Source organism: Streptosporangium sp. NPDC048886 (assembly GCF_055586905.1).
This window is the reverse complement of sequence record NZ_JBVJHH010000016.1, coordinates 30,921-55,020: the sequence shown is the minus strand read 5'-3', so window position 1 is coordinate 55,020 and position 24,100 is coordinate 30,921. Positions and strand designations below refer to the sequence as shown.

Below are 24,100 nucleotides of genomic sequence, written 5' to 3'. Positions count from 1 at the left end.
CGGCGGCTCGCCAGGCGGTAGCGTCCAGCGGGATGACCACCGAAACGATCTCCGGTACGGCCTCGGCGACCGGGCGCCCGCGCCGGCGGCGCTGGATCACCACGCTGATCTGGATCCTGGTGACGCCGCCCGCGGCCTGGGCGGCCCTACGGACGGCCGGATGGGACGCCGGATTCCGGTGGATCCAGCTCGTGGCGTTCACCCCCTACGTGGCGGGGGCCTCGGTCGCCGTCGCGCTGCTCGCCCTGGCCCTGCGCCGCTGGGCGGCGGGAGTGGCGGGCCTGGTCGTCGTGGGGGTGTTCGCCGGGGCGGTGCTCCCCCGGGCCTTCGCCGACGCCCCCGCTCCCCCGGGCGGGACCCCGCTGCGCGTGCTGGCCGCCAACCTCGCGCGCGGCGAGGCCGACACCAAGGCGATCATGAACCTCGTCGTACGGCTCAAGCCCGACATCCTGGCCCTCCAGGAGCTCACCCCCGAGGCGGCCGAGCGCCTGGAGACGGCCGGCATCCGCAAGGCCCTCCCGCACATGGTCGGCGAGCCCACCCCGGGCGTATGGGGCTCCGGGATCTACGCCCGCTCCCCGCTCCGCGCCGATCAGGCCGCGCTCAACTACGGCAACTTCCGCCAGTCCCTGGCGGTCGTGCCGGAGCTGAACCTGGAGATCGCCTCGGTCCACCCCTGCGCGCCCCGGTTCGACTACAAGGCCGCCTGCTGGGCCCGGGGGCTGCGGGCGCTGCCCAAGGCCGGGGCCGGGCCGTACCGGATCCTGGCGGGGGACTTCAACGCCACCCTCGACCACGCGATCATGCGGGAGCTGCTCGCCACCGGCTACCGCGACGCGGCCGACGCCACCGGGCAGGGGCTCACGCCGACCTGGCCCCAGCAGGGCTGGGAGCCGGTCCCCGGGGTGACCCTCGACCACGTGTTCGCCGACTCCCGGATCGCGGTCCGGTCCTTCGGCGCCCACCGCGTCCCCGGCACCGATCACAGGGCCGTCTTCGCCGAGCTGGCGCTGCCCGGGACCGCGCGGTAGGCGGGCCGTCCCGGACAGCCGGGCTGCCGGGATCAGCCGGCGCGGCCCCTGCGGTCCCATAAGCTTTCTGCTGTGGGTGACCCGAAGTTCGAGATTCAGATGCTCCACGACCGCGTCATGGTCAAGGTCGAGCAGGAGTCAGAGGAGCGGCGCAGCACGGCGGGCATCGTCATCCCGGCGACGGTGAAGATGGCCAACCGGCTCGTCTGGGGTGAGGTCTGCGGTGCAGGCGCGAACGCCCGGACGGTGAAGGTGGGCGACAAGGTCCTGTTCAACCCCGAGGACCAGTACGAGGTGGAGGTCCACGGCCAGATCTACCTCGTCATGCGCGAACGCGACCTGCACGCCATCGCCACCCCGCAGACCGACAACGGCACCGGCCTCTACCTGTGAGGGCCCTGCCCGGCTCGTCTGTGAGGGCCCTGCTCCGCTGACGGCGGAGCGGACCCCGCGCGCCGTGACCGGCACCGCCCCGCCCCGCCCAGGCCGGCGGGGCGGCGGTCCGGTCCGGGTGCGGCGGGCGCCGCCGGATCCGGACCGGGGCCGTCACCGGCGGGTGTAGCTGAGATAGACCTTGTTGGCCCAGTCTTCGGCGGAGATGTCGGCCAGCACCCGCACGGCCCTGCCCCTGAGGTCGGCCAGGACGGCCCGGTAGGCACCCGCGCTGGGGACCACGGCGATGAAGTGCTTGTCGTCCCACCAGCCCAGCAGGGCCTTCGGCTGGATGTTCGCCTTGGCCGCGAGCCGGCCCGAGGTGCGGTCCCAGAAGCAGACGTGCTCGGTGTAGGTCGCCGGGCACCAGGTCATGAGGGCCCGCCCGGAGGGCGAGAAGACGTCCTCGCCGCCGGCGGGGATCCCCGTCTTGACCAGGGTGCGCCGGATCCGGCCGTCCTGGCCGTAGAAACGGGTGCCGCCCTGGTGTCCGGCCACCACGTCGACGCCGTCGGGGCTCCAGCGGAATCTCGCGGTCCGGTCCACTCCCGTCACGGCCACCGCCCGGGCGGTCTTCGCCGTCGCGTCGACGATCACGAAGCCGGTGGTGTCCCAGGCCGTGCCGTTCTTGCGCTGGACGGTCAGGACCGCCTTGGTGCCGTTGCGGGACCAGTGGGCGAACTTGGCGACCAGCGGCTTGTCGACGGTCTGGACCTTGGCGCCGTTGTTGGCCGCCAGGTCGGCCAGGAGCACCCAGTCGTGTCCGGCGTTGTAGGCGGCGGGGACCGCGAGCGCCTTGGCCCCCCTGGGCCCGACCGTGATCTCCTGATAGCCGGTCTGCTTGGCGAACCCGGCGCTCCTGCGCAGGTATGCCACGTTGCCGAGGCTGTAGGAGGTGATCTTGAGCGGGTCGGCGGGTTCTTCCCGCACGGTCACCCGGGTGCCGGGCAGCACGAGGTCCGCGGACCCGGCGGCGGGCGCGGCCGCCGCGGCGGGTGCGAGCCCGGCGGCGTGCGCGGTGGGCGAGGTCGGCGCGGCCACCGAGATCACGATGACGGCGCATCCGAGCAGTCGGTAAATCCCAGGAGTCACAGACACGGCGGCATTTTAGGCAGAAAACAGCTCATGATCGCGACCTATACCGGATTGGTTTGAGCGGCATATTCATACGTGATGCGATTTCTTCGGTGAATGGCGCTGCCGGATATTTAAGTCATCCTTTTCGGCCTCTCCGGAGCAGGACCGATAAGGCGCCGCCGCGGCAGGCACCGGCCCGGCAGGAGGTCAGTCCGGTACGGCCGGCAGCCCGGCGGCCCGGGCCCGCAGGACGACCTCCAGCTCGAAGCGGTCACCGGGGGTGCTGAGCTGGTCGGCGAAGAGCTCGGTGGCCTGGCGCAGCCGGTAGCGGACGGTCTGCGGGTGGATGTGCAGCCGGGCCGCCACCTCGGTGGCGTTGCCGCTCTGCAGCCAGGCCAGGAGCGTCTCGGCCAGCCGGTCGCGCTGGGCGGGCCGCAGGTCGCGCAGGGGCGCCAGCCGCGCCCGTCCCATGATGCGGATCAGCGCCTCGTCCTGGAAGATCATCAGGGTGGCCAGGTGCTGCGCCGCCCTGATGCTCCGGCCGCCGTCCAGCACGCCGCGCCGGGCCAGGGCCAGGGCGTCCCGGGCGAGCCTGAGCGACAGGGCCGCCTCGCCCAGGCCGACCGCGGGGCCGATCACCACGGTCCAGTCGGCGCTCAGCGCGTCGAGCAGGCCGTGCCGCCCCGGGCCGTCGGGGTCGGGGACGACCAGGCAGGGGTCTGACCGGTCGAGGTCGGCCAGGACGTCGGGCGGCAGGCCCGGCCTGGGCAGCTCGCCCTGGACACGTGCGGCGAGCGCGACGCAGGCCACGGTGCGCGGCGTGGTCCAGCACACCGACCTGGCGAGGTCGGCCACGGCCCGGGGATCGGCCGGCGGGTCGGCGACGAGCAGGTCGAGCAGCCGCCGGCGGCGCAGTTCGAGCTCACCGGCCGCCCTCACCTGCGCCTCGGCGTAGCCGTCGGCCGCCGCGGCGGCGATCTCGTCGAGATAGACCAGGATCGCCTCCCCGATGTCGCACATGCGCTGCCGGGACAGGTCGAGCCGCTCGGACTCCTCGGCCAGCCTGCGCCACGCCACCCTCGCGCAGATCCGCAGCGCGGACTGGAGCGAGTCCAGGGGCCGCCCCTCGGCGGCCTCACCGCCGCCCACCGCTCGGTAGACCTCCAGCAGCCGGGACCGGCTGGCCCCCCTGTCGCCGACCCGGTTCACGAAGCCCGCGAGGGCCTCCTCCACGGCGTGCCTGACGTTGCGGGCGTAGGCGCCGCTCTGCCGGGAGTATTCGGGCACGCTCGCCTGGATCTCGCCGGCCATCTCCTCGGTCAGGTCGCGCAGGTAGGGGCGGAGGGCGTCGGCGAACTCCCGGGGGATGTCGGCCAGCGGCTGTTCGGCGGCACGGGCAATGCTCACGTGGGCTCCTCCTGCCCCGGGACGGTACTCCGATCTCCTCGTCGCTTCTTCTGTCGGGAACGCACATTTTCCAGTGTGACCTCGCTCACACCGGTGACAACGGGACGGTGCGGGACGGCGGGCGACGGCCGGGGCCGTTCCCGGCCGCTCGCCGTACCGGGTCCGGCCGGGACCCTGACGACGGCGGGGCCGCGGGCGGCCCGGTCAGAAGTAACCGGCGCCCGTGACGGTGGCCGGGGAGGTGCCGAGGTTCTTCAGCCGGAAACGGATGCAGGAAGGGACCGTGTCGAGATCGGCGGCGACGTAGGGGGCGTGGTCGTCGGCGGCGATCGTCACCGCGCCGAGATACCTGCCCCGGCAGTTGCCGACCTTGATCTCCACCGGCACGGTGTTGTTCTCCAGCTTGACCAGCACCTTGCCCTTGTAGGGGGCGGTGGGGACCAGCCCCTCGGTGAGGAACACCTCGCCCCCGGCCTGGACCGTCGCGCCCAGGTTGACGGCGTCGGCGTGGGCGGCGGGGCCCGGCACGGCGACGATTGCGGCCGCCGCCAGGGCGAGCGTCGAAGACAGGGCGCGCATCGGCTGCCACTCTCCTTGTGTCTCGGGACGTCTGTGGTGATCAGACGGAGAGACTACGGAGAGCGGCACATCGAGACGATCACGCGCCCGGCAGGTCCGGGTAAAGCCTCCCGGGAGGCTCGCAAGCCCGGGGCGCGAGCCTCCGGAGCGATGGCCGCCCGGGGCGGTGGAGCGGCGTCAGCGGTTGATGAGCTTGTGGGCCTCGACGGCCAGGTCCAGGCCGAAGCTCAGCTTGAGGCCGTAGTAGACGATGGCCGCGGCGGCCACGGCGGCGACGAGGACGACCAGGATCTTGACGGGCCAGCCCTGGCGGCCGAGCCAGGCCGTCCAGGCCGACAGGGTCCGCTTGCCGAACTCCAGCAGCCGGTGGGCCCAGTGGAACTCGGTGGCCAGGACGGCGAGGCCGGCGAAGACCACCAGCCAGCCGGGGCCGGGGAAGGGGACCATGATGAGGCCGGCGACGACCAGCACGGCGCCGATGACGCCGATGACGATTTTGAGGGTGAGGCGTCCGGTGCGGGTGGACCGGACGCCGTCGAGCCAGCCGTGAATGCCGGACCGCCGCGCCGCCTCGTCCTTCAACACGTCGGCGTCACCGGTCTCGGACCGCCTTTCGGCGCTGCCCTGGGTGCTCGGCACCCCGTCTGAGATAGCCACGCGTTCCCCCGGACGGTCGTTTCACTCCAGAATAGGCCAGCCCCCCTCATCTCTAATCATTCTGGCGGATGAGTCACCCCTGTTCCGGAGGATGACCCGCGATCGGCTGCGGGGCGGACCGGCGGAGGAATGGGGCGGAGGCGGCGAGGCTGACCACGCCGTTGTAGCCCCACTTGTCCCAGCCCACCCAGTCGAGCAGCGGGGTCCAGCCTTCGCATGTACGGCTTCCCTCCGCAGAGCAACGGACAAACCGCCGTGCACGATCAGTGGCGGGACCCTGACCTTCGACCGCCCATCATGCGCGTGCATGAACGCCCAGAGGTTCACATGCCGGACTGCGGACCATCAATAGTTTGAAGACACAACTGACAACCGCAAGGTAAAACCCTGCGGACTTCCGCGGTTTCTACACCAAATATGGGCTAATGTCCGTTCATGCCTGAGGCTCCCCTCGTCACACACGAGGCCCCTGTCGTCAGGACCGTCAGCGGTTCCTGCGCCCCGTCCGCCGTCGCCGGAGCGATCCTCCCCCGCGAGCACCTGCGCAGCGACATGCGCTGGGCGGCCGGCGCCCCCTCCGACCCGCACCGCTGGCTCGACGAGGAGCAGGAGGTCACCCGGGAGCTGTGCGGGCTGCGCCAGTCCGACATGCTCAGCCTGGTCGTCGAGCTGAGCTGCATCGGCACGGGCCGGGACGCCGCGTCGCTGGCCCGCGTCACGGCCGGCAGCCGGGTGGCCGTGGTGGCCGGGACCGGCTTCTTCGCCGGGCCGTTCACCCCCGCCTGGGCGCTCGACGCCGACGTGGACGCCCTGACCGGACACCTGCTGACCGAGATCGAGGACGGTCTGGACGGCACCAGCGTCCGCCCCGGTGTGATCGGCGAGATCGGTGTGTGGGGCCAGGAGCCGACCCCCGCCGAGGAGCGCTGCGCAGCCGCGGCCGCCAGGGCCTCCCTGGCCTCGGGCCTGCCCGTCGCCGTCCACCACCGCGGCGCCCTGTCCCTGCTGGAGATCCTCCTCGGCCAGGGCCTGCCCGCCCACCGGATCAGCGTCGCCGACGCGGGGACCGACCCGGCGGTCCCCCGTAAGATCGTCGGTACGGGCGGCTACGTCTGCCTCACCTCACTGGGTGCCGACCGGCTCCGGCAGGCGCTGGACCTCATCGAGGCCGGATACGCGCACCGGCTGCTGCTCAGCAGCGGCCTGTCCAAGGTCTCCGAGATCGAGCGGTACGGCGGGGCCGGCTACAGCCACCTGTTCCGCACCTTCCTGCCCCGGCTGCGCGAGGCCGGGATCAGCGAGGAGACCATCCGGCTGATCACCCACGACAATCCTCTCCGCTGGCTGACCTGTAGGGAGTGACCCATGGCGGTCAAGGTCGCGAACGCCCCCGTCAACTTCGGGATCTACCGGGCGGACGGCGCCCCGCTGGACCCCGACGCGCTGCTCGGCGCGCTCGCCGAGGCGGGCTACGACGGGATCGACTCCGGCCCGATCGGCTATCTCGGCACCGGCGCCGAGCTGCGGGAGCGGCTGGCCCGGACCGGGATGGGACTGGCGGGCGGCTGGGTCGACCTGCGCTACGAGGACGCCGGCGGGTTCGCGGCCGACCTGGCCGGGCTGGACGCGGCGCTGGCGGCCTTCACGAGCGCGCCGGCCGTCGACGGGCGGTTCGCGCCCCGGCCCACCCTCGCCTGCCCGGACCACCCGGAGCGGTCCGCCCGGGGCGCCGCCCCCGGGCTGCCGGATGAGGCGTGGGCGGGGTTCGCCTCCCGGGTCCAGCGGGCGGCCGACCGCTGCCGCGACCGCGGTCTGGAACCCGTCTTCCACCACCACCTGGGGACGTTGGTGGAGACCCCGGAGGAGGTGGAGCGGCTGCTGGAGCTCACCGACGTGTCGCTCTGCCTGGACACCGGGCATCTGTGGCTGGCGGGCGGCGATCCGGTGGCGGCGCTGCGGGAGTGGGGCGGCCGGATCAGGCAGCTCCACCTCAAGGACGCCAGCCGGCGGGCGCACGACCGGGTGCGGGCCGCCGGCGGCGACCTGACGGCGGCCGTCGCGGAGGGCGCCTTCCCGCCGCTCGGCGCGGGGGAGGTCGATCTGCCCGGCGTCCTGGACGGGCTCGGCGGCTACGCGGGCTGGCTGGTCGTCGAGCAGGACGTGCCGGGCTCCGGCCAGGATCTCGGCCGGGCCCTGGACGACCAGCGCGCCAACCGCGCCTGGCTGCGCGCCCACGGCTGCTGAGCTCCGTCACCACCACCGCCCACGGCTGCCGAACTCCCCGCCGCCACCGGCCACGGCTCCGGACCGGAGCACCGCCGCCGGCCACGGCCCCGGGCCCCGGGGTCGCCGGGATCGGCGGCCCGCGAGCGCGGGGCGGACCCGGGCCGTCAGGCGCCCACGGCCTCCGGGCCCTCGCACGGCGGGGGGCAGTCGCGGCGCGGGAGGACCAGCAGGCGCGAGCCGGGGCCCCTGGCCGCCGCCACGTCGTCGGGGTTGGCCAGCGCGCAGCGGTCCAGGGAGAGGCAGCCGCAGCCGATGCACTCCGTCAGGCCGTCGCGGAGCCGCTGGAGCTGCCGGATCCGGTCGTCCAGCTCGCTCCGCCACACCGAGGAGAGCCTCTCCCAGTCCTCACGGGTGGGGGTGCGCTCGTCGGGCAGCGCGGACAGCGCGTCCTGGATCGTCCTGAGTGGGATCCCCACCCGTTGCGAGACCCGGATGAAGGCGATCCTGCGTAGCGTGTCACGCGTGAAGCGACGCTGGTTGCCCGCCGTACGGCGGCTGCGGATCAGCCCCTTCGACTCGTAGAAGTGCAGGGCCGAGACGGCGACCCCGCTGCGGGAGGCGAGCTGGCCGACGGTCATCTCCAGGTTCTTGGGCACGCCCCACTTTAGCTTGACCTCAAGCAAAGTTAAGGTTGCAGGCTGCAATCATGGCGTTCACACAGGAAGAACTCGACTATCTCGCGAGCCAGCGACTGGGCCGCCTGGCCACCATCGACCCCGGCGGCGTGCTGCAGAACAGCCCCACCGCTTTCTCCTACAACCCCGAGACCGGCACCATCGACATCCACGGCCGCGCGATGGGCGCGACCAAGAAGTTCCGCAACGTCCGGGCGGGCGGCCAGGTGGCCTTCGTCGTGGACGACGTCAGCTCCTTCACCCCCTGGAGGGTCAGGGGCGTGGAGATCCGCGGCGTGGCCGAGGCACTGGAGGACCAGGAGCCGCCCTCGCCGTACCTGAGCCGGGAGGTCATCCGCATCCACCCGAAACGGATCATCTCCTGGGGCGTCGCCCCCGGCCAGGAGGGCATGAGCGGCCGCGACGTCTGACCCCGGCCGCCCCGTCCCCCGGCCCCCGGCCGCCGTCCCCCGCCCACGTCCGCCCGGCGGCCGGCGCCCTCACCGCCCGAGGGTGCTCTCCCTCGCCATGAGCCGGTAGCCGGCCCGGACCTCCTGCGGGGGCCGGTCGGCCTGGCCGTCGATCCGCTGGCGGAGCAGATCGACGGCGATCCGGGCCAGCTCCGCCTTGTCGGGGGCCACCGTGGTCAGGGTCGGCGTGCTGAAGCGGCCGTCCTCGATGTCGTCCAGCCCGGCCAGCGCGATGTCCTCCGGCACCCGCAGGCCCGCGGCGAGGATCGTCCGCAGCGCGCCCAGGGCCAGCAGGTCGTTGAAGCAGAAAACCGCGTCGGGCCGGTGCTCCAGCAGCGCGGCCATCGCCGCCGCGCCCTCGGCCCGGCGGTAGCGCTCGACCTTGCCCACCGTCTCGGGCAGGCCGTGCGCGGCCAACGCCTGCCGGTATCCGGCCAGACGGAGCGGGGCCGTGCCGCTGGCGGAGTTGTCCTGGGCGCCCAGCGCGGCGATGCGGGTGCGGCCCAGCCCGACCAGGTGCTCGGTGACGTCACGGGCCGCCCGCACGTTGTCGATCGCCACGTGGTCGGCCGGGCCGTCGTGGATCCGCTCGCCCAGCAGGACGAGCGCGGTGTCGTCGGTGCGGGCCGCGAGCTCCTCGGCGCCGATCGCGATGGGGCTGAGGATGAGCCCGTCCACCCGGTGGTCGCGGACCCCGTCGAGGATCTGCCGCTCCCGCTCCAGGCTCCCGTCGGTCTGCTCGATGACCACCAGCAACCTCAGCTCGGCCGCGGCGTCGATGACGAACCGGGACAGCTCCGCGAAGTAGGGCGCCTCCAGCTCGGGCAGGGCCAGGGCGATCACGCCGGTGCGCCCCTGCCGCAGGTTCCTCGCCGACAGGTTGGGCCGGTAGTCGAGCTGGGAGAGCGCCTGCTCCACCTTCGCCCGGGTCGCCGGCGAGACATGGGCGTATCCGTTGACGACGTTGGAGACGGTCTTCACCGACACCCCCGCCAGACGCGCGATGTCGCGCAGACTTACTCCCACTGCCCCCGCCTCCCAGGTCGTACGGCCCACGCGGGCCGTACAAGATCTGACGCCGTCGATCGTAACGCCCAGGTATCGACCCCGGCAGTACCTGTTTACAACGTTGGAACAACGTTGTACAAACTCACCTACCACGGAACACCGCGACAACAGAGAGGTCGTGTCTTGACGACGACCGCCCGTCTCACCTTGGACCCCGCCTTCCGGATCGGCCCGGTGGAGCGCCGGCTGTTCGGCTCGTTCGTCGAGCACATGGGCCGCTGCGTCTACACCGGCGTCTTCGAACCGGGTCACCCGCTGGCCGACGCCGACGGCTTCCGCACCGACGTGCTGGAGCTGACCCGCGAGCTCGGGGTGACGCTGGTCCGCTACCCCGGGGGCAACTTCGTCTCCAACTACCGCTGGGAGGACGGCGTCGGCCCGGCGGAGGAGCGGCCGGCCCGGCTGGACTACGCCTGGCGGAGCCTGGAGGACAACCGCTTCGGGCTCAACGAGTTCATGTCCTGGGCGGCCAGGGCCGGGGTGGAGCCGATGATGGCGCTCAACCTGGGCACCCGCGGCGTGGCCGAGGCGCTGGAGCTGGTGGAGTACGCCAACCACCCCGGCGGCACCCGGCTGTCCGACCTGCGCCGCGCGCACGGCGTGGACAGCCCGCACGACGTGCGGCTGTGGTGCCTGGGCAACGAGCTGGACGGTCCCTGGCAGATGGGCCACAAGACCGCCGGCGAGTACGGCCGGCTCGCCGCCGAGACGGCGCGGGCGCTCAAGCGCTTCGACCCGGGGCTGTCCCTGGTGGCCTGCGGCAGCTCCAACAGCGCCATGCCCACGTTCGGCGCGTGGGAGGCCGAGGTGCTGGAGTCGACCTACGAGATGGTCGACTACGTCTCGCTGCACGCCTACTACGACCCGTCCGACGGCGACGTCGACTCCTTCCTGGCCAGCGGCGCCGACATGGAGCACATGATCCGCTCCATCGCCGCCACCGCCGACCACGTGGGCGCGAAACTGCGCAGCGACAAGAAGATCAAGCTCTCCTTCGACGAGTGGAACGTCTGGTACCAGAGCCGCTTCCAGGGGGAGTCCTCGCTGGACTGGACCCGGCACCCCCGGCTGATCGAGGACGCCTACGACGTCACCGACGCGGTGGTGGTCGGCAGCCTGCTCATCACCCTGCTGCGCAACGCCGACCGCGTCGGGGTCGCCTGCCAGGCGCAGCTGGCCAACGTGATCGCGCCGATCAGGACCGAGCCGGGCGGGCCCGCCTGGCGGCAGAGCATCTTCCACCCGTTCGCGCTGACCGCCCGGCACGCCCGCGGCGAGGTGCTCCGGGTGGAGCCCGAGTGCGCCACGATCCCGACCGCCAAGTACGGCGAGGCGCCCGCGATCTGGGCGAGCGCCACCCACGACGCGGCGACCGGCGAGATGGCGCTGTTCGTGGTCAACCGCGACCGGCGCGGCCCCTGCGCGCTGGAGATCACGCTCCCCGAGGGCCTGCGGCCGGTGGAGCACGTCGAGCTCACCGACGACGACCTGTCGGCCGTCAACTCGGCCGACGCGCCGGACCGCGTGGCCCCCAGGCCCGGCACCGGCCTGAGCCAGGAGGGCCGCCGGGCCTCCCTGACCCTCCCGCCGGTTTCGTGGAATATTGTCCGCTTTGCTCCCAATTCCCCCCAGGAGTAATCCATGACCAGCCCTCTTTCCCGCCGTTCCTTCCTCGGCCTGTCCGGCGCCGTGGGACTCACCGCCGCGCTGTCGGCCTGCGGGAACGGCACCAAGATCGGTTCCGGCTCCACCACCCCCGCCTCGGCCGCGCCGACGTTCTCCGGCGGCGAGTACACCGGGCCCAAGGTGACCCTGGACTACTGGAACGGCTTCACCGGCGGCGACGGCCCCCACATGCGGGCCATGCTGGAGGCGTTCAACAAGGAGTTCTCCGGCCGGATCGAGGTCCGCAACGTCACCCGCCGCTGGGAGGACCTCTATCCCGCGATGCCGACGGCCATCGCCGCGGGCAAGGGCCCCGACGTCGCGGTCATCCACAACGACTGGATCGGCACCTTCGCCGCCCGGCAGACGCTGATCCCGCTGGACGACGTGGTGGGCGCGCTCAAGCTGACCGAGGCGGACTTCATCCCCGCGGTGTGGAACGCCGGGGTCTACGAGGGCAAGCGCTACAGCGTGCCGCTCGACGTGCACTGCCTGGGCGACTACTGGAACCAGGCCCACCTGGAGAAGGCCGGCCTGAGCGACGCCCCCTCCGACAAGGCCTCCTACGAGGAGGCGCTCGGCGGGCTCAGGGACGCCGGGATCGCCAACCCGTTCTGGATGCCGAGCAAGTGGCCCGGCCACCTGATGTTCATGAGCCTGCTGTGGCAGCACGGCGGGCAGCTCTACAGCGAGGACGGCACGCGGGCGCTGTGGGGCTCCGAGCAGGGCGCGCAGGCGCTGAGCTGGATGGTGGAGCAGATCGACAAGGGCTTCAGCCCCGCCAAGGTGGCCCAGGACACCCAGTACGCCGCCTTCAAGAACGACAGGAACAGCTTCACCTGGGACGGGATCTGGCAGATCAACGACCTGAAGTCCAACGCCAAGTCGCTCAAGTGGGGCCTGTCCCCGATCCCCAACATCGGCGGCACCGCCGCGGTGTGGAGCTCCTCACACAACTTCGTGATGACCTCCCAGGCGGGCAAGGACTCGAACAAGGTCCAGGCGGCCAAGTTCTTCATCGACCACATGGGCCGCCTGTCGGCCGAGTGGGCCAAGGCGGGGATGATCCCGGCCCGCAACTCCGTCCGCGAGGACCCCTCGATCGCCGAGCTGCCCCAGATCAAGCTGGCCGCCGACCTGAACGCCTTCCACTTCCTGCCCGCGCTCCCCGGGGTCGGCGACGTGCAGTCCAAGGCGCTGGAGCTGGCGGTGGCCAAGGCCGTGCTGAAGGAGGCGTCCCCGGCGGACGCGCTGAAGGAGGGCGTGGCGACGGCCGACAAGCTGCTGGCCGACAACAAGCGGAAGTACGGGCGATGAGCGTGCGCACCACGGCGGCCCGCGCCATCGGTGCCGCGCCGGACAGGCGCACCGCGCGGGCCCACCCCCCGGCCGAGGAGCGGCCGTGAGCGTGCAGACCGGACCGCGGGACCTCACTGTGGCGGCCGCGCCCGGCCGGTCCCCCGGGACCGCCCGCAGGATGCGGCCCTGGACGCCGTACGCGTTCCTCGCCCCCTACCTGATCCTGTTCGCCGTCTTCATGCTGCTGCCGATCGGCTTCGGGTTCTGGACCAGCCTGCACGAGTGGGACATCAACCTCCCGGACAAGCCGTTCGTCGGACTGGAGAACTACGCCGAGCTGTTCGACCCCGCCGGCGTGGACGGCTCGCGCTTCTGGACGGCGATGCGGGCCACCGGGATCTTCACCGTCGCCTCGGTCCCGCTGCTGATCGTGCTGCCCCTGCTGGTGGCGCTGCTGATGAACGGCCGCTTCAAGGGACGCAACGTCTACCGCGCCGTCTACTTCGCGCCGTACGTGCTGGGCGTGGCCGTCGTCGGCTTCGTCTGGCGCTTCCTGCTGGACGGCAACATCGGCCTGGTCAACCACTATCTGGGCCTCGACGTGCAGTGGACCACCGACGTGCCGCCCGCCTGGATCGCCCTCGTCGGGGTGACGGTGTGGTGGACGCTGGGCCTGAACTCCGTCATCTTCCTCGCCGGCCTGCAGGACATCCCGCGCGAGCTGCACGAGGCGGCGATGGTCGACGGCGCCTCCGCCTGGCACCGGTTCCGCTCGGTGACGCTGCCCGGCCTGCGGCCCGTGACGGTCTTCGTGGTCAACTCCACCATCCTGGCCTCGGCCAACATGTTCGGCCAGTCCTACCTGATCACGGGCGGCGCCCCCGCCGACCAGACCAAGACCGCGATCTACCTCATCGCCGAGACCGGTCTGCGCCAGTTCGACATGGGCACCGCCTCGGCCATGAGCTTCATCCTGGCCGGCTTCCTGATGGTGGCCAGCGCGCTGGTGTTCGGCGCCTTCAGAGACAGGGGCGGGCGATGACCCGCGACCTCCGCAGCCTGCGGCGGGCCCTGCTCCACCTGATCCTCGCCGTGATCGCGGCGCTCTACCTGAGCCCGCTGGTCTACATGCTGTCCACCTCGTTCAAGACCCGCGAGGGGGCCGGCTCGACCGATCCCCAATGGATCCCAAGCCCGGCCACCCTGGACGCCTACCGGGAGATCCTCGGCAGCGCGGACAGCCCGATCGTCAGGTGGTTCGTCAACAGCCTCACCGCCGCCACCGGCCATGCCGTCCTGGTCCTGGTCACCGCGGCGCCCGCCGCCTACGCGCTGGCCCGGCTCCGCTTCCGCGGCCGGGGCGTGATCTTCGCGACGGTCGTGGCGACGCTGTTCGTGCCGCCGGTGGTGCTGTTGATCCCGAACTTCCTGATCGTCAACGAGCTCTCATGGGTGGACAGCCTGCCCGCCGTGATCGTCCCCGCCGCCGCGGGCGCGTTCGGGGTGTTCTTCCTGCGGCAGTTCTTCGTCACGCTGCCGGGCGAACTGGAGGAGGCGGCCGAGCTGGACGGCTGCAACCGGTGGCAGATCTTCACCACCATCGCGCTCCCGCTGGCCCGCCCCGCCCTGGTGACGTTGTTCCTGCTGTCCTTCCTCACCAACTGGAACGACTTCCTCTGGCCGATCTACGTCCTGCTCAGTCCCGAGTCCCTGACCCTCCCGGCGGGCCTGGGCAACTTCCAGGGGGCCAACAACATCCGCTACGACCTCCTGATGGCCGGCGCGGTGATCGCCAGCCTGCCGGTGATCGCGCTCTACCTCGTCGCCCAGCGCTGGGTGATCGAGGGGATCTCCCGTTCGGGGCTCAAGGGGTGATCGGGTGAGAATGGCCGCATGACAGGACCGGGGACGCTGTGGGTGGTGAGCGGGCCGCCGGGCGCGGGCAAGTCGACCGTGGCGGCGGCACTGCTGGCGGGGCTGGACCCGGTGCCCGCGCTGCTCGACAAGGACACCGCCTACGGCGGGTTCGTGGCGGCCACCCTCCGGACCCACGGCCGGGACCAGGGAGAGCGCGAAGGACCGTGGTACGACGAGCACGTCAAGCGGCACGAATACGCCGGGCTGACCGCGCTCGCCCGGCAGATCCGCTCCCACGGCTGCCCGGTGATGCTCGACGGCCCCTTCACCGGCCAGGTGCACGACGCGGCGCGGTGGGAGCGCTGGGTGGCGGAGCTGGGCGGCCCGCCGGTCCACCTGGTCTGGATCCGCTCCGACGGCCCCACCCTGCGTGCCAGGCTGGAGCGGAGGGGGCTCGGCAGGGACGCGGGGAAGCTGGCCCGCTTCGACGACTACCTGCGGGCGATCCAGGTGGACCATCCGCCCGCCGTGCCGTACGCCGAGATCGACAACCGGCTGGGCGCGCCGCCCCTGGGACCGCAGGTGGCCGCGCTCACGGCCGCCGTGAACGGCCGCCCGCCGTGAGCGTGGCCGGTGCGCGAGAGCACCCCGCCGCCCGGGACCAGGCCGGGGTACGGCGGGCGGCCGCCCTCACCACGCCCGCGCTTGACGGCCCGGCCGACGATCGCGGTCTCGGCCCGCGAGACGCCCGGCGGGCGTGCACGCGGGGACGTCGGCGTCCGGGTCGGCTCCGGACGCGCGAAGGGCCCGGGCCACCTCGGGCCTGGACGCCCAGAGGGCCAGGGCGATCACCGCGGCCTCGCGGACGCCGAGGTTCTCGTCGGACAGCGCCTCCACCGGGGACGCGGCACACTCGAGGCGACCGCGTCACGGAAGGCGGGCGCGCCGCCCCCGCAGGTCAGTACTCCAGCCCCCAGCCGTGCGGGCCGAGGACGTAGGAGGACCCGGCGGCCTTCAGCCAGCCGGCCTCGGTCAGCCCGTCGAGGCTCCGCCGTACCGTCTCCTCCGGCAGGGCGGTCGCCCGGGCCACCTCGGCGACCGTCGCCGACCTGCCCTCCACGGCGAGCCCGGACACCGCCTCGTAGACGTCGGTGTCCACGCCCGACAGGGCCTGGACGTCGGGACGGCCCTCATTCACGAGGGCGCTCCCTGGCGGCGCCGGGCGCCCTCGCGCAGTCGCTCGGGGTCGACGTCCCGCTCGGGGTGGCGGCGCAGATACTCCTGCTCCAGCTCCTCGGTCCGCGTGGTGTGGTTGGCGAGCGCGTCCGCGGAGCCGTGCAGGAGGGTGTCGGTCCGGGTGGCGTGCAGGTGCCGCAGCTCACGGAGCAGGTCGTCCTCGGTCAGGTCCATCGGGTCGATTCCCATTGTCATAGGACTCGCCTACCCTGTCACCGCCCTCCCTCACTTCCTCGGGGGTCCCTCCTGGTGACAGGATTTCACGAAATTGAGTCAGATTTCATGACTCGTTTGCATTGCAGCCATAACGCCACGGCCTTACCTTCCCGGTATGGACCTTGAGCTCCGACACCTCAAGATCGTGCGGGCGGTCGCCGAGGCCGGCAGCGTCACCAAGGCGGCCACCCTCCTCGGGCTGGCCCAGCCCGCGCTGACCGCGCAGCTCAAACGGATCGAGCGGGTGCTCGGAGGGACTCTTTTCGAACGCGACCACAACGGCGCGCGGCCCACACCCCTCGGGGAGCTGGTGCTGTCCAGGGCGATGGTGCTGCTGCCCGCCGCCCGGGAGCTGCAGGAGGAGGCGGTCCGGTTCGCCAACGCCAGCGGTGAGGTCCCCAGCTACCGGCTGGGCGCCACCAACGGGCCGATCCTGGGCGGGCTGGTCGACCGGCTCGCCACGGCGTGGCCGTCGACGCCGGTGAGCACCTACACCTCCTGGTCGGCCAAGGAGCTCACCACGATGGTCATGCTCGGCCGGCTCGACTTCGCGCTCATCGGCGCCTGCGGGGAGAGCCCCCCGCCGGTGGAAGGGCCGGTGGTGTGGCTGACCGTGGGGGTCGACCCGGTCTTCGTGATGCTGGAGGAGAACCACCCGCTGGTCGGCCGGGAGGAGGTGGCGCTGGCCGAGCTGGCCGGAGAGCGGTGGGCGGTCACCCCCGGAGACAGCTGTTTCGGCGACTGCTTCGCCACGGCCTGCGCCCGCGCGGGCTTCACCCCCCAGACGATCTACGAGACCGACGTGGCCACGTGCACACACCTGGCCAAGGTCGGACGCGCCGCCGTACTGTGCCAGGCGACCTTCCAGCCGACCCCGGGCGTGGCGACGGTCCCGCTCGCCGACGCGCCGCTGCGCTGGCGGCAGCTGCTCGGCTGGCATCCGGAGGGCGCCGCCGCGCGGGTCGCGGCGTCGATCGCCGAGCACGCCAAGGCCGCCCACGCCGACGCGGTGCGGCGCAGCGCGCGATATGCCGCCTGGCTGGCCGGCAACCCCCGGTTCGGCACCTCCCCATAACGCGACGGTAGGGAGCATTTGGTAGAACCACACCCCGTGTGAGCACCGCTACGTTGGCGGCACCCCCCACACGAGGAGACGACACATGCTCCGCAGAAGTGCCGTGTCCGCGGGCTTCGCGCTCGCGTTCACCCTGGTGGCCACCCCCGCCACCGCCCAGGCCGGTCCCGGCGGCGACCCCGCCCCGTCCGCGTTCGCCACGGCCCGGGCACAGGCGGCGGCAGCCGCCAGGCCCGCCCCCGCCATGATCGACGCCCTCAGGCGCGACCTCGGGATCACCGGTGAGCAGGCCACGGCCCGGCTCGTCAACGAGGCGGCCGCGGCCAAGGTCGAGCCCGCCGTCCGCGGGCAGCTCGGCAAGGACTTCGCCGGCGCCTGGGTGAGCGGCCCCACCTCCGAGTTCGTGGTCGCTACCACCGACTCGACGAAGATCACCACCATTCTCCGCGCCGGCGCGGAGGCCAAGCTCGTCAAGCACTCGCTGGCCACGCTGGAGGCGGCCAGGGAGCGGCTCGACGCCGTCGCCGGCGCGCCGTACGGGGCCGTGCCCTCCTGGTACGTCGACCTGCGGAGCAACAGCGTCGTGGTGCAGGCGGGCGACGCCGCCGCCGCGGAGGCGTTCGTGAACGCCGCCGGCCTCGACAGGGCGCTGGTCCGCGTGGAGACCTCCGCCGAGCGGCCCCGGCCGCTCTACGACGTCCGCGGCGGCGACGCCTACTACATCGGCAGCGGCTCCCGCTGCTCGGTCGGCTTCTCGGTCACCCGCGGCACCCAGGGCGGCTTCGCCACCGCGGGCCACTGCGGCACCGCCGGGGCCAGCACCAAGGGCTCCAACCAGGTCGCGCAGGGCACCTTCCAGGGCTCGTCCTTCCCCGGCAACGACTACGCCTGGGTCGCGGTCAACTCCAACTGGACGCCGGTCGGCGTGGTGAACGGCTACAGCAACGGCATCGTCCAGGTCGGCGGGTCGGCCGACGCGGCCGTGGGCTCGTCGGTCTGCCGGGCCGGCTCGACCACCGGCTGGCACTGCGGCACCATCCAGGCCCGCAACGCCAGCGTCACCTACCCCGAGGGCACCATCACCGGCCTGGGCCGCACCAGCGTGTGCGCCGAGCCCGGCGACTCCGGCGGCTCCTACATCTCCGGCAGCCAGGCCCAGGGCGTCACCTCCGGCGGCTCGGGCAACTGCTCCTCCGGCGGCACGACCTACTTCCAGCCGATCAACGAGATCCTGCAGGTCTACGGGCTCACCCTGGTCACCGGGGACGGCAACCCGCCGACCGGTTGCGGCGGCTACCAGAACACCTACAACGGCTCGCTGACCTCCAACCAGAGCGTCTACCAGCCCGGCAGCGGCGGCTACACCGCCGGCGCCGGCGTGCAGCGCATCTGCCTGGACGGCCCCAACGGCACCGACTACGACGCCTACCTGCAGAAGCTGAACGGCTCCACCTGGACCGACGTGGCCAGTGGGACCACCCCCAACCCCGACGAGGCCTTCACCTACAACGGCACCGCGGGCACCTACCGCGTGCGGGTCCACGCCTACAGCGGTTCGGGCTCCTACACCCTGGGCGTGACCAGGCCGTAGCCGCCCGCGCGCCACGCGCCGCCGCCCCTTCCAGAGGGGCGGCGGCGCCGTCGTGTCCGGATGTCCAGAAGAATGGACAGATGAGCGAGCTTCTGAGGCTGAGCGAGGGCGCGGTGCTGACGCACCTGGTCACCCGGGCCGAGCTGGCGGCCGGTGCGCTGACGGCCGTCGACGACCTGCGGCTGTGGGCACGGCTGGCCGACGGCGGCGGGGTGCCGCTGGCCGGGGGCGGCCGGGTGCGCACCGTGGTCGAGGCGGGCGAGCCGTCCCTGACGGGGCCCGAGGGCTGGCTGTCGGGGGTGGCGCCGGAGGACCTGGTCGCGCTGCGCCTGCGCGACGGCGCGCTGGAGCTGTCGACCACGGAGCTGACCGACTTCCCCGCCGAGCGGGCGATCCGGGTCGTCCAGGAGTTCGGTGAGCAGGCGCTCGACGCGCTGCGCGCCTTCGCCGAGGGGCTGGAGCCCGCTCCCGGCGTCTCCATCGACGTCGTGGTCCTCGAGCTGCTGATGAAAGCCCCGGAGACCTTCGCCGACCCGCTCCCGCCGCTGGCCCCGCTGCTGCGTGAGGCCTCGCTGGAGCTGCGGGGAGGCCGGGTCGGCATCGTGGGCGCGCCGTGGGACACCGCTTCGGTCGCCGACCTGGCCCCGCTGGACGTCATCAGGCTGGCCCTGGTCCGCAGCGCGCTGCGGACCTACGCCGAGGGCGCCGACCTGTCCAAGGCGATCACCTACCTGTCCCGTTCGGAGGCGGTGCTCGCCAGGGTCGCCGACGAGGTGGAGCGCGAGCCGCTCGCCCCCGCCCTGATCGAGGCGCTCCCGCGCACCGAGCCGGCGGCGCTGCTGCTGATCGCCAGGTCGGCCGAGGGCGAAGGCCGGTCGTTCGAGGCGGCCGGGCTCGTCCACGAGGTGCTCTCCCTCTCCCCGGGCCTGGCGCCGGCCGAGCGGGACGCGGCCGAGTACGCCGCCTGCCGTACGGCCCCGGACGACCCGCTTCCGGCACGGGCCGCGCACCTGTTCCGGCAGCTGCTCGCCTACGGCTACCGCCCGGCCCGCCGCCGCCTGATCGACGACCTGGTCGCGCTGAGCGTCCGGGTGGCCGAGCCCGCCCTGGCCGACCTGGCGCTGTTCGAGAACGACGTCGTCGGGGAGTTCCTGGACTCGCGGGGCGAGTGGCTGCGCGATGACGAGGTGGAGCTGCTGGAGTCCTGGCGCAGGACGCCGCTGCGGCTGTGGGAGGTCCTCGACGTCTCCGGAGAGGAGATCACCCTGCGCGAGGCGGGCGGCGGGGGTGGGGGCCCGGTGACGCTGGCCGACGAGCTGCTCCCCCGGCAGGCCCTGCCCGGTGACCTGATGCTGACCAGGCTGCTGGGCGACGGGGAGGGCCCCCACGTGTTCGGCCACCCGTTCAAGGTGGACCCGGCCCGCAAGGACGAGATGCTCGCCCTGCTCACCGACCCGGTCGACCCCTACGCGGTGGCCGCCTTCTTCCGCCGGGCCGGGCGGGCCCCCGGCACGGCGCCCGGCTAGCCGGACGCCCCGGACGGCGGGTTCAGGCGATGCCGTAGACGCGGGCGGCCACCCCGCCGAACACCTCCTCGCGCTCGGACGCCGACAGGTGCGCGGTGAGCCCGCGGGTGGTCTCCAGCACGGTCTCGTACGGCGCGGCGAGCAGGCATACCGGCCAGTCGGAGCCGAACATGACCCGGCCGGGCCCGAACGCCTCCAGCACCACGTCGGCGTAGGGCCGCAGGTCGGCGGCCGTCCAGCCGGCCCAGTCGGCCTCGGTGACCAGGCCCGACAGCTTGCAGGTGACGTTCGGGCGGGCGGCCAGCTCCCGGACCAGCACGGCCCACGGCTCCAGCGCCCCCGTGGCGACCGGCGGCTTGGAGCAGTGGTCGAGCACGAACTCCAGGCCGGGCAGCGCGGTCACGGTCTCGATCGCGGCGGGCAGCTGGTGCGGGAGGGTGAGCAGCTCGTAGACCAGCCCCGCCCGCCCGACGGCCGCCAGGCCGCGCCGTACGTCGTCCCGGCAGAGCCAGCGCGGGTCGGTCTCGCCCTGCACCTGGTGCCGGACGCCGCGCAGGTATCCGCCGCCGGGCGCGGCCCGCAGCGCGGCGAGGTCGTCGGCCGCCGAGGGGGCGGTCAGGTCGGTCCAGCCGACCACCGCCGCGATCAGGTCGTGCGCCTCGGCCAGGGCCAGGAACTCCGGCGTCTCCTCCGGCACGGCGACCGTCTGCACGAGCACCGTGGCCGTGACCCCGGCGGCGGCCGCCGGCAGGTCCTCGACGCCGAAGCTCCTGCGCAGCGGGGCCATCTCCGGGCCGGTGATCCAGCCCTGGTCCCGCACGGACAGGTCCCACACATGGTGATGCGCGTCGATCATGGCTCTCCCGGGGCGATTGATCCGATCATTCAACCGAACTGGGCCGCGCGGGACAAGTCATAGCCGGTTTTTCGGAACAATGGTCGGATCTCAGTGCGTGGCCATGGGCCGATCCGCCGGAGAACGCACGCAGAGTCCCGCGGCGCGGCCGCGGGGTGAAGACGTCGGAGCGGCCGTGACCTGGACGGTCACGGCCGCACGGGGACCGCCGGGCTCCGGCCCGGCGGTCGCCCACCGGAGACGGGTCCCGCGGGCCGACCGGCCCGCGGACGGTCAGCCCGGCATGGAGCCCGGGGTCAGTATCCGCCACCCTGGCGGTCGTAGCAGTACTGCCTCTCCTGCGGGTCGTCGTACTGCCAGCAGGGCTTGGCGGCGGAGCCGAGGGCGGACATGGTGTCGGCACCGGCGGGCTGGGCCGACAGCGCCGCGGGGACGACGAGAGCCGAGGCCGCCACCGCACCGGCGGCGAGAGCGTGCTTGAACTTGATCATGAGATCACCCCATGTCGAGTCGGTCGCGCCCCGGGCGACACCAGGGCTGACGGAACGCCGCGTCGGGGCTACGGACAGCACCGGCACGGCGCGTGACATGGATCCCACGTTAGCCGCAGAGAACTTCGATGGTCTTTCCAGAGAGGACAAAGGCCTCAGCCCTCTCGGATTACTCTCCGGCTGCGGAGAAGAACCGGGGAACGGGTTTCCGTCACGTTCGGTGACGGCTCTCCGCCAGCCGCCTTTGTCTCCCGCGGTTCCCTCCCCGCCTCCCCGCGGAATTCCCCGGTAGATCGTCGCCGCCTGATCGGCCTGCGGCGGGGAACGCCGCACCGGGAAAGGGTCTTGCGGAGCCGCCGGGAGGCCGGATCCCCCGGCGACCCCTCCGCGGGCTCCGGTGGGACGGGCCCGTACGGCCCGGCGCCGGCCGTTCAGAGGGTGCGCAGGCGTTCAGAGGGTGCGCAGGAAGGCCAGGCCCTGGGTCGCGAGGTCGTCCTGGGTCGCGGCGAGCGGCCGCCAGACCGAGGCGGCGGTCGCGATCGACCGGTTGTGCGCGGTGAAGGACTCGATGCAGAGCGGGCCCCGGTAGCCCGCCTCGCGCAGCGCCCCGGCCAGGCCCGGCCAGTCCAGGTGGTCGGCTCCGGGGGCGCCCCGGTCGTTGGCGCAGACCTGCACGTGTGCGATCAGCTCCCCCGCCTGCCGGACGGCCGCCGCGGGATCGCGCTCCTCGATGTTCATGTGGTAGACGTCCAGCGCGAGACCGACGCCCGGGATCCCGCCCACCGCCTCGACGGCCTGCCCGACCGTGTTGATCAGGCTGCTCTCGTAGCGGTTGAGCGGCTCGACGGCGACCGTCACCCCCCGCTCGGCCGCGTACTCCCCGACCGGGGCCAGGTTCTCGCGCAGCTGGGCGTAGCAGGCCGGCCGCTCCTCCTCCGACATCCGCCAGGTCCGCCCCACCGACGCGTACGCCGGCCCGGCGATCACCGGGCTCCCCACGGCCACCGCGGCGTCCACGCAGCGCCGCAGGTAGTCCCGGGTCGTCCGGAACGTCTCGCCGTCGGCCGCGACGAGCTCCCTGCCCGGGGGCATGACCAGCACCACCGACGCCTTCAGCCCGAGCTCTCCCAGCAGGTCGGCCGCCCGCTCGGGGTCCCAGTCGCCGATCTGCTCCATCGGCAGCTCGATCGCGTCGAAGCCCCAGCCGGCCACCTTCGGGGCCAGCCGCATGAGGTCCTCATCCGTCAGCGGCGAGACCCACACCCACGTGTTGACACCGATGGCGAACACCGGAAACCCCTCCCTCTCCTCATGAACGCTCCTCGCGAACACCGTCGTGAACGCTCCTCGCGAACGCTCCTCGTGAACGCCGTAGGGCGGCGGCGCCCGGCCCCTGTGTCCGGCGGGCGCCGCCGTCCTCGTCCCGGCGGACCGGCCCTACTTGCCGCCCCACTTGGCGGGGAAGCCGGGCAGGTCCTCGCAGCCGCACAGCGCGTAGTGCAGCGGCGGCATGTCGGGCCGCAGGTAAGTGGCCAGACTCTCGGAAGTGATCTTGGGCTGGGGGAGCTTCCACGTCTTGGGCACCTCCTCACCCTGGAGGATCCTCAGGGCGGCGATCACCGGGGTGCGCCACTGGTAGGTGGGGTAGGTGGGCGCGACGGCGGTGAGACCACTGTCCTTCCACTTCTGCAGGAAGTCCTGCTGGTCCTCTCCGACGATCGGCGGCACCTGCTGGCCGGCGTCCTCGAACGCCTCGACCGCCGCCACGGCGGTCGCGCCCGCGTCCATCCAGACGCCGTCGATCTTGCCGTGGCGCTGGATGTAGTCGCTCACGATGCTCTTGGTCTTGGCCGCGTCGCCGTCGGTGAACTCCACCCCGACCACGTCGAGCTCGCTGTTGTCGAAGGCCACCTTGGCCGCCGACCAGCGCGTCTCCAGGACGTCCACGCCCGGCAGGATCCGCAGCGCCAGGACCTTCCCTCCGGCGGGGACCTTCTCCACCAGGAACTCCGCGCCGTCGGCGCCGAAGGCGTAGCCGCCGATCGGGTTGATGAACGTCACCGGGCAGTCGGTGTCCACACCGCGGTCGAAGACGATCACCGGGAGCTTCGGGCAGGCGGCCGTCACCGCGGGGGTCAGCGTCGCGGTCGTGTTGGGCGAGACGATCAGCGCGTCACACCCCTTGCCGGTCAGCTCCGCGATGTCGGAGATCTGCTTGTCATCCTTGCCCTCGGCGTCGAGCGCGGTGAACTCGGTGATCTCCTTGTGCAGGGCGACCTCGGCCTGCATGGTCTTCCAGCCCACCTGCCGCCACGGGTTGTTGACCGCGGCGTTGGAGAAGCAGAGGTGGTAGGGGCCGTCCTTCTTGTACTTGCCGGTGTCCGCCTTCTCGCCCGGGGCGACGACCTGCTCCCACGGCCTGCCCTCCGGCCCCTCGGGGGTCTGGGCACGCATGCCGAGCTGGGCGTCGTAGTCGGCCTGGACGAAGAACTTCGACTGCTCGCCCGTCCCGGAGGAGGTGGAGGCGGCCGGAGCCGTCGTCGAGGCCGCCGAGGCCGTGGGGGCGGCCGTGCCCGCCACCGGCCGGTCGCTGGCGCAGCCGGCGGCCAGCAGCATCGCGGAGACGCCCGCGGCGAGGGCCGCTACAGACCTATTCAAATCAGGTCT

The 24,100-nt window shown here is 72.8% G+C and carries 25 protein-coding genes; 13 read left to right on the top strand and 12 right to left on the bottom strand.

Going from position 1 to position 24,100, the window contains the following annotated elements; translation table 11 throughout:
- The first annotated feature begins 32 nt into the window (after positions 1-32).
- Positions 33-1,031, top strand: coding sequence for an endonuclease/exonuclease/phosphatase family protein (locus tag ACZ6R6_RS21040; RefSeq protein ID WP_470095645.1), 999 nt, complete (start codon positions 33-35; stop codon positions 1,029-1,031).
- 72 nt (positions 1,032-1,103) lie between these two features.
- The gene (locus ACZ6R6_RS21035) at positions 1,104-1,424 is read left to right on the top strand and encodes a GroES family chaperonin (protein WP_306857381.1); all 321 of its coding nucleotides are present in this window, start codon (positions 1,104-1,106) and stop codon (positions 1,422-1,424) included.
- Positions 1,425-1,577: 153 nt separating this feature from the next.
- Here ACZ6R6_RS21035 and ACZ6R6_RS21030 read toward each other — a convergent pair whose 3' ends face one another.
- The 4 genes from ACZ6R6_RS21030 to ACZ6R6_RS21015 form a co-directional block, all read right to left on the bottom strand.
- Positions 1,578-2,561, bottom strand: coding sequence for a hypothetical protein (locus ACZ6R6_RS21030; protein ID WP_470095643.1), 984 nt, complete (start codon positions 2,559-2,561; stop codon positions 1,578-1,580).
- 186 nt (positions 2,562-2,747) lie between these two features.
- The gene (locus ACZ6R6_RS21025; RefSeq protein WP_470095641.1) at positions 2,748-3,947 is read right to left on the bottom strand and encodes a PucR family transcriptional regulator; all 1,200 of its coding nucleotides are present in this window, start codon (positions 3,945-3,947) and stop codon (positions 2,748-2,750) included.
- Positions 3,948-4,151: 204 nt separating this feature from the next.
- Positions 4,152-4,526 (bottom strand): hypothetical protein, encoded by a 375-nt coding sequence (locus ACZ6R6_RS21020; RefSeq protein ID WP_470095639.1) that lies wholly within the window; start codon positions 4,524-4,526, stop codon positions 4,152-4,154.
- A gap of 177 nt (positions 4,527-4,703) precedes the next feature.
- On the bottom strand, positions 4,704-5,183 hold the full coding sequence (locus tag ACZ6R6_RS21015) for a TIGR02611 family protein (RefSeq protein WP_470095637.1): 480 nt from the start codon (positions 5,181-5,183) through the stop codon (positions 4,704-4,706).
- Between the two features lie 435 nt (positions 5,184-5,618).
- On the opposite strand from ACZ6R6_RS21015, the gene ACZ6R6_RS21010 reads away from it, so the two are divergent.
- Together ACZ6R6_RS21010 and ACZ6R6_RS21005 are read left to right on the top strand one after the other, a co-directional pair.
- The gene (locus ACZ6R6_RS21010; RefSeq protein WP_470095635.1) at positions 5,619-6,545 is read left to right on the top strand and encodes a phosphotriesterase family protein; all 927 of its coding nucleotides are present in this window, start codon (positions 5,619-5,621) and stop codon (positions 6,543-6,545) included.
- 3 nt (positions 6,546-6,548) lie between these two features.
- Positions 6,549-7,427 carry a sugar phosphate isomerase/epimerase family protein gene (locus tag ACZ6R6_RS21005; protein ID WP_470095633.1) on the top strand — a complete coding sequence of 293 codons (879 nt, stop codon included), beginning with the start codon at positions 6,549-6,551 and terminating at the stop codon, positions 7,425-7,427.
- 146 nt (positions 7,428-7,573) lie between these two features.
- On the opposite strand, the gene soxR is transcribed toward ACZ6R6_RS21005, so the two are convergent.
- Positions 7,574-8,047 (bottom strand): redox-sensitive transcriptional activator SoxR, encoded by a 474-nt coding sequence (gene soxR, locus ACZ6R6_RS21000; RefSeq protein WP_470095871.1) that lies wholly within the window; start codon positions 8,045-8,047, stop codon positions 7,574-7,576.
- A 68-nt stretch (positions 8,048-8,115) separates the two neighbouring features.
- Here soxR and ACZ6R6_RS20995 point away from each other — a divergent pair, with 68 nt between their 5' ends.
- Entirely contained in the window at positions 8,116-8,514 is a 399-nt protein-coding gene (locus ACZ6R6_RS20995) for a PPOX class F420-dependent oxidoreductase (protein WP_470095631.1), read from the top strand.
- 69 nt (positions 8,515-8,583) lie between these two features.
- Here the strand turns inward: ACZ6R6_RS20995 and ACZ6R6_RS20990 are convergent, their stop codons facing one another.
- Entirely contained in the window at positions 8,584-9,579 is a 996-nt protein-coding gene (locus tag ACZ6R6_RS20990) for a LacI family DNA-binding transcriptional regulator (protein WP_470095629.1), read from the bottom strand.
- A gap of 165 nt (positions 9,580-9,744) precedes the next feature.
- Here ACZ6R6_RS20990 and arfA point away from each other — a divergent pair, with 165 nt between their 5' ends.
- The 5 genes from arfA (at position 9,745) to ACZ6R6_RS20965 (ending at position 15,066) form a co-directional block, all read left to right on the top strand.
- A complete protein-coding gene (gene arfA, locus ACZ6R6_RS20985; protein ID WP_470095627.1) occupies positions 9,745-11,259 on the top strand; it encodes an arabinosylfuranosidase ArfA in 1,515 nt (504 codons plus the stop codon).
- A 3-nt stretch (positions 11,260-11,262) separates the two neighbouring features.
- Positions 11,263-12,603, top strand: a complete 1,341-nt coding sequence (locus ACZ6R6_RS20980) for an ABC transporter substrate-binding protein (protein WP_470095625.1) — start codon at positions 11,263-11,265, stop codon at positions 12,601-12,603.
- A gap of 85 nt (positions 12,604-12,688) precedes the next feature.
- Positions 12,689-13,627, top strand: coding sequence for a carbohydrate ABC transporter permease (locus tag ACZ6R6_RS20975; protein ID WP_470095623.1), 939 nt, complete (start codon positions 12,689-12,691; stop codon positions 13,625-13,627).
- The gene (locus ACZ6R6_RS20970; RefSeq protein ID WP_470095621.1) at positions 13,624-14,460 is read left to right on the top strand and encodes a carbohydrate ABC transporter permease; all 837 of its coding nucleotides are present in this window, start codon (positions 13,624-13,626) and stop codon (positions 14,458-14,460) included. The genes ACZ6R6_RS20975 and ACZ6R6_RS20970 overlap by 4 nt, the downstream gene beginning before the upstream one ends.
- A gap of 18 nt (positions 14,461-14,478) precedes the next feature.
- Complete coding sequence (locus ACZ6R6_RS20965) at positions 14,479-15,066, top strand: P-loop nucleotide/nucleoside kinase family protein (protein ID WP_470095619.1); 588 nt, start codon at positions 14,479-14,481, stop codon at positions 15,064-15,066.
- Between the two features lie 334 nt (positions 15,067-15,400).
- Here ACZ6R6_RS20965 and ACZ6R6_RS20960 read toward each other — a convergent pair whose 3' ends face one another.
- Positions 15,401-15,640: a helix-turn-helix domain-containing protein gene (locus ACZ6R6_RS20960; RefSeq protein WP_470095617.1), complete on the bottom strand. Its 240-nt coding sequence runs from the start codon at positions 15,638-15,640 to the stop codon at positions 15,401-15,403.
- Positions 15,637-15,873, bottom strand: a complete 237-nt coding sequence (locus ACZ6R6_RS20955; protein WP_306857352.1) for a DUF6158 family protein — start codon at positions 15,871-15,873, stop codon at positions 15,637-15,639. The genes ACZ6R6_RS20960 and ACZ6R6_RS20955 overlap by 4 nt, the downstream gene beginning before the upstream one ends.
- A gap of 136 nt (positions 15,874-16,009) precedes the next feature.
- Here ACZ6R6_RS20955 and ACZ6R6_RS20950 point away from each other — a divergent pair, with 136 nt between their 5' ends.
- The 3 genes from ACZ6R6_RS20950 to ACZ6R6_RS20940 all read left to right on the top strand — a co-directional run bounded on the left by ACZ6R6_RS20950 (position 16,010) and on the right by ACZ6R6_RS20940 (position 20,086).
- Positions 16,010-16,969, top strand: coding sequence for a LysR family transcriptional regulator (locus tag ACZ6R6_RS20950; RefSeq protein WP_470095615.1), 960 nt, complete (start codon positions 16,010-16,012; stop codon positions 16,967-16,969).
- Positions 16,970-17,054: 85 nt separating this feature from the next.
- Entirely contained in the window at positions 17,055-18,560 is a 1,506-nt protein-coding gene (locus tag ACZ6R6_RS20945; protein ID WP_470095613.1) for a S1 family peptidase, read from the top strand.
- An 80-nt stretch (positions 18,561-18,640) separates the two neighbouring features.
- Entirely contained in the window at positions 18,641-20,086 is a 1,446-nt protein-coding gene (locus ACZ6R6_RS20940) for a hypothetical protein (protein WP_470095611.1), read from the top strand.
- Between the two features lie 22 nt (positions 20,087-20,108).
- Here ACZ6R6_RS20940 and ACZ6R6_RS20935 read toward each other — a convergent pair whose 3' ends face one another.
- The 4 genes from ACZ6R6_RS20935 to ACZ6R6_RS20920 form a co-directional block, all read right to left on the bottom strand.
- On the bottom strand, positions 20,109-20,942 hold the full coding sequence (locus ACZ6R6_RS20935; protein WP_470095609.1) for an amidohydrolase family protein: 834 nt from the start codon (positions 20,940-20,942) through the stop codon (positions 20,109-20,111).
- 296 nt (positions 20,943-21,238) lie between these two features.
- Positions 21,239-21,433 carry a hypothetical protein gene (locus ACZ6R6_RS20930; protein WP_470095607.1) on the bottom strand — a complete coding sequence of 65 codons (195 nt, stop codon included), beginning with the start codon at positions 21,431-21,433 and terminating at the stop codon, positions 21,239-21,241.
- Between the two features lie 450 nt (positions 21,434-21,883).
- Positions 21,884-22,723 carry a sugar phosphate isomerase/epimerase family protein gene (locus ACZ6R6_RS20925; RefSeq protein ID WP_470095605.1) on the bottom strand — a complete coding sequence of 280 codons (840 nt, stop codon included), beginning with the start codon at positions 22,721-22,723 and terminating at the stop codon, positions 21,884-21,886.
- 147 nt (positions 22,724-22,870) lie between these two features.
- Positions 22,871-24,091, bottom strand: a complete 1,221-nt coding sequence (locus tag ACZ6R6_RS20920; protein WP_470095603.1) for a substrate-binding domain-containing protein — start codon at positions 24,089-24,091, stop codon at positions 22,871-22,873.
- Positions 24,092-24,100 lie beyond the last annotated feature (9 nt).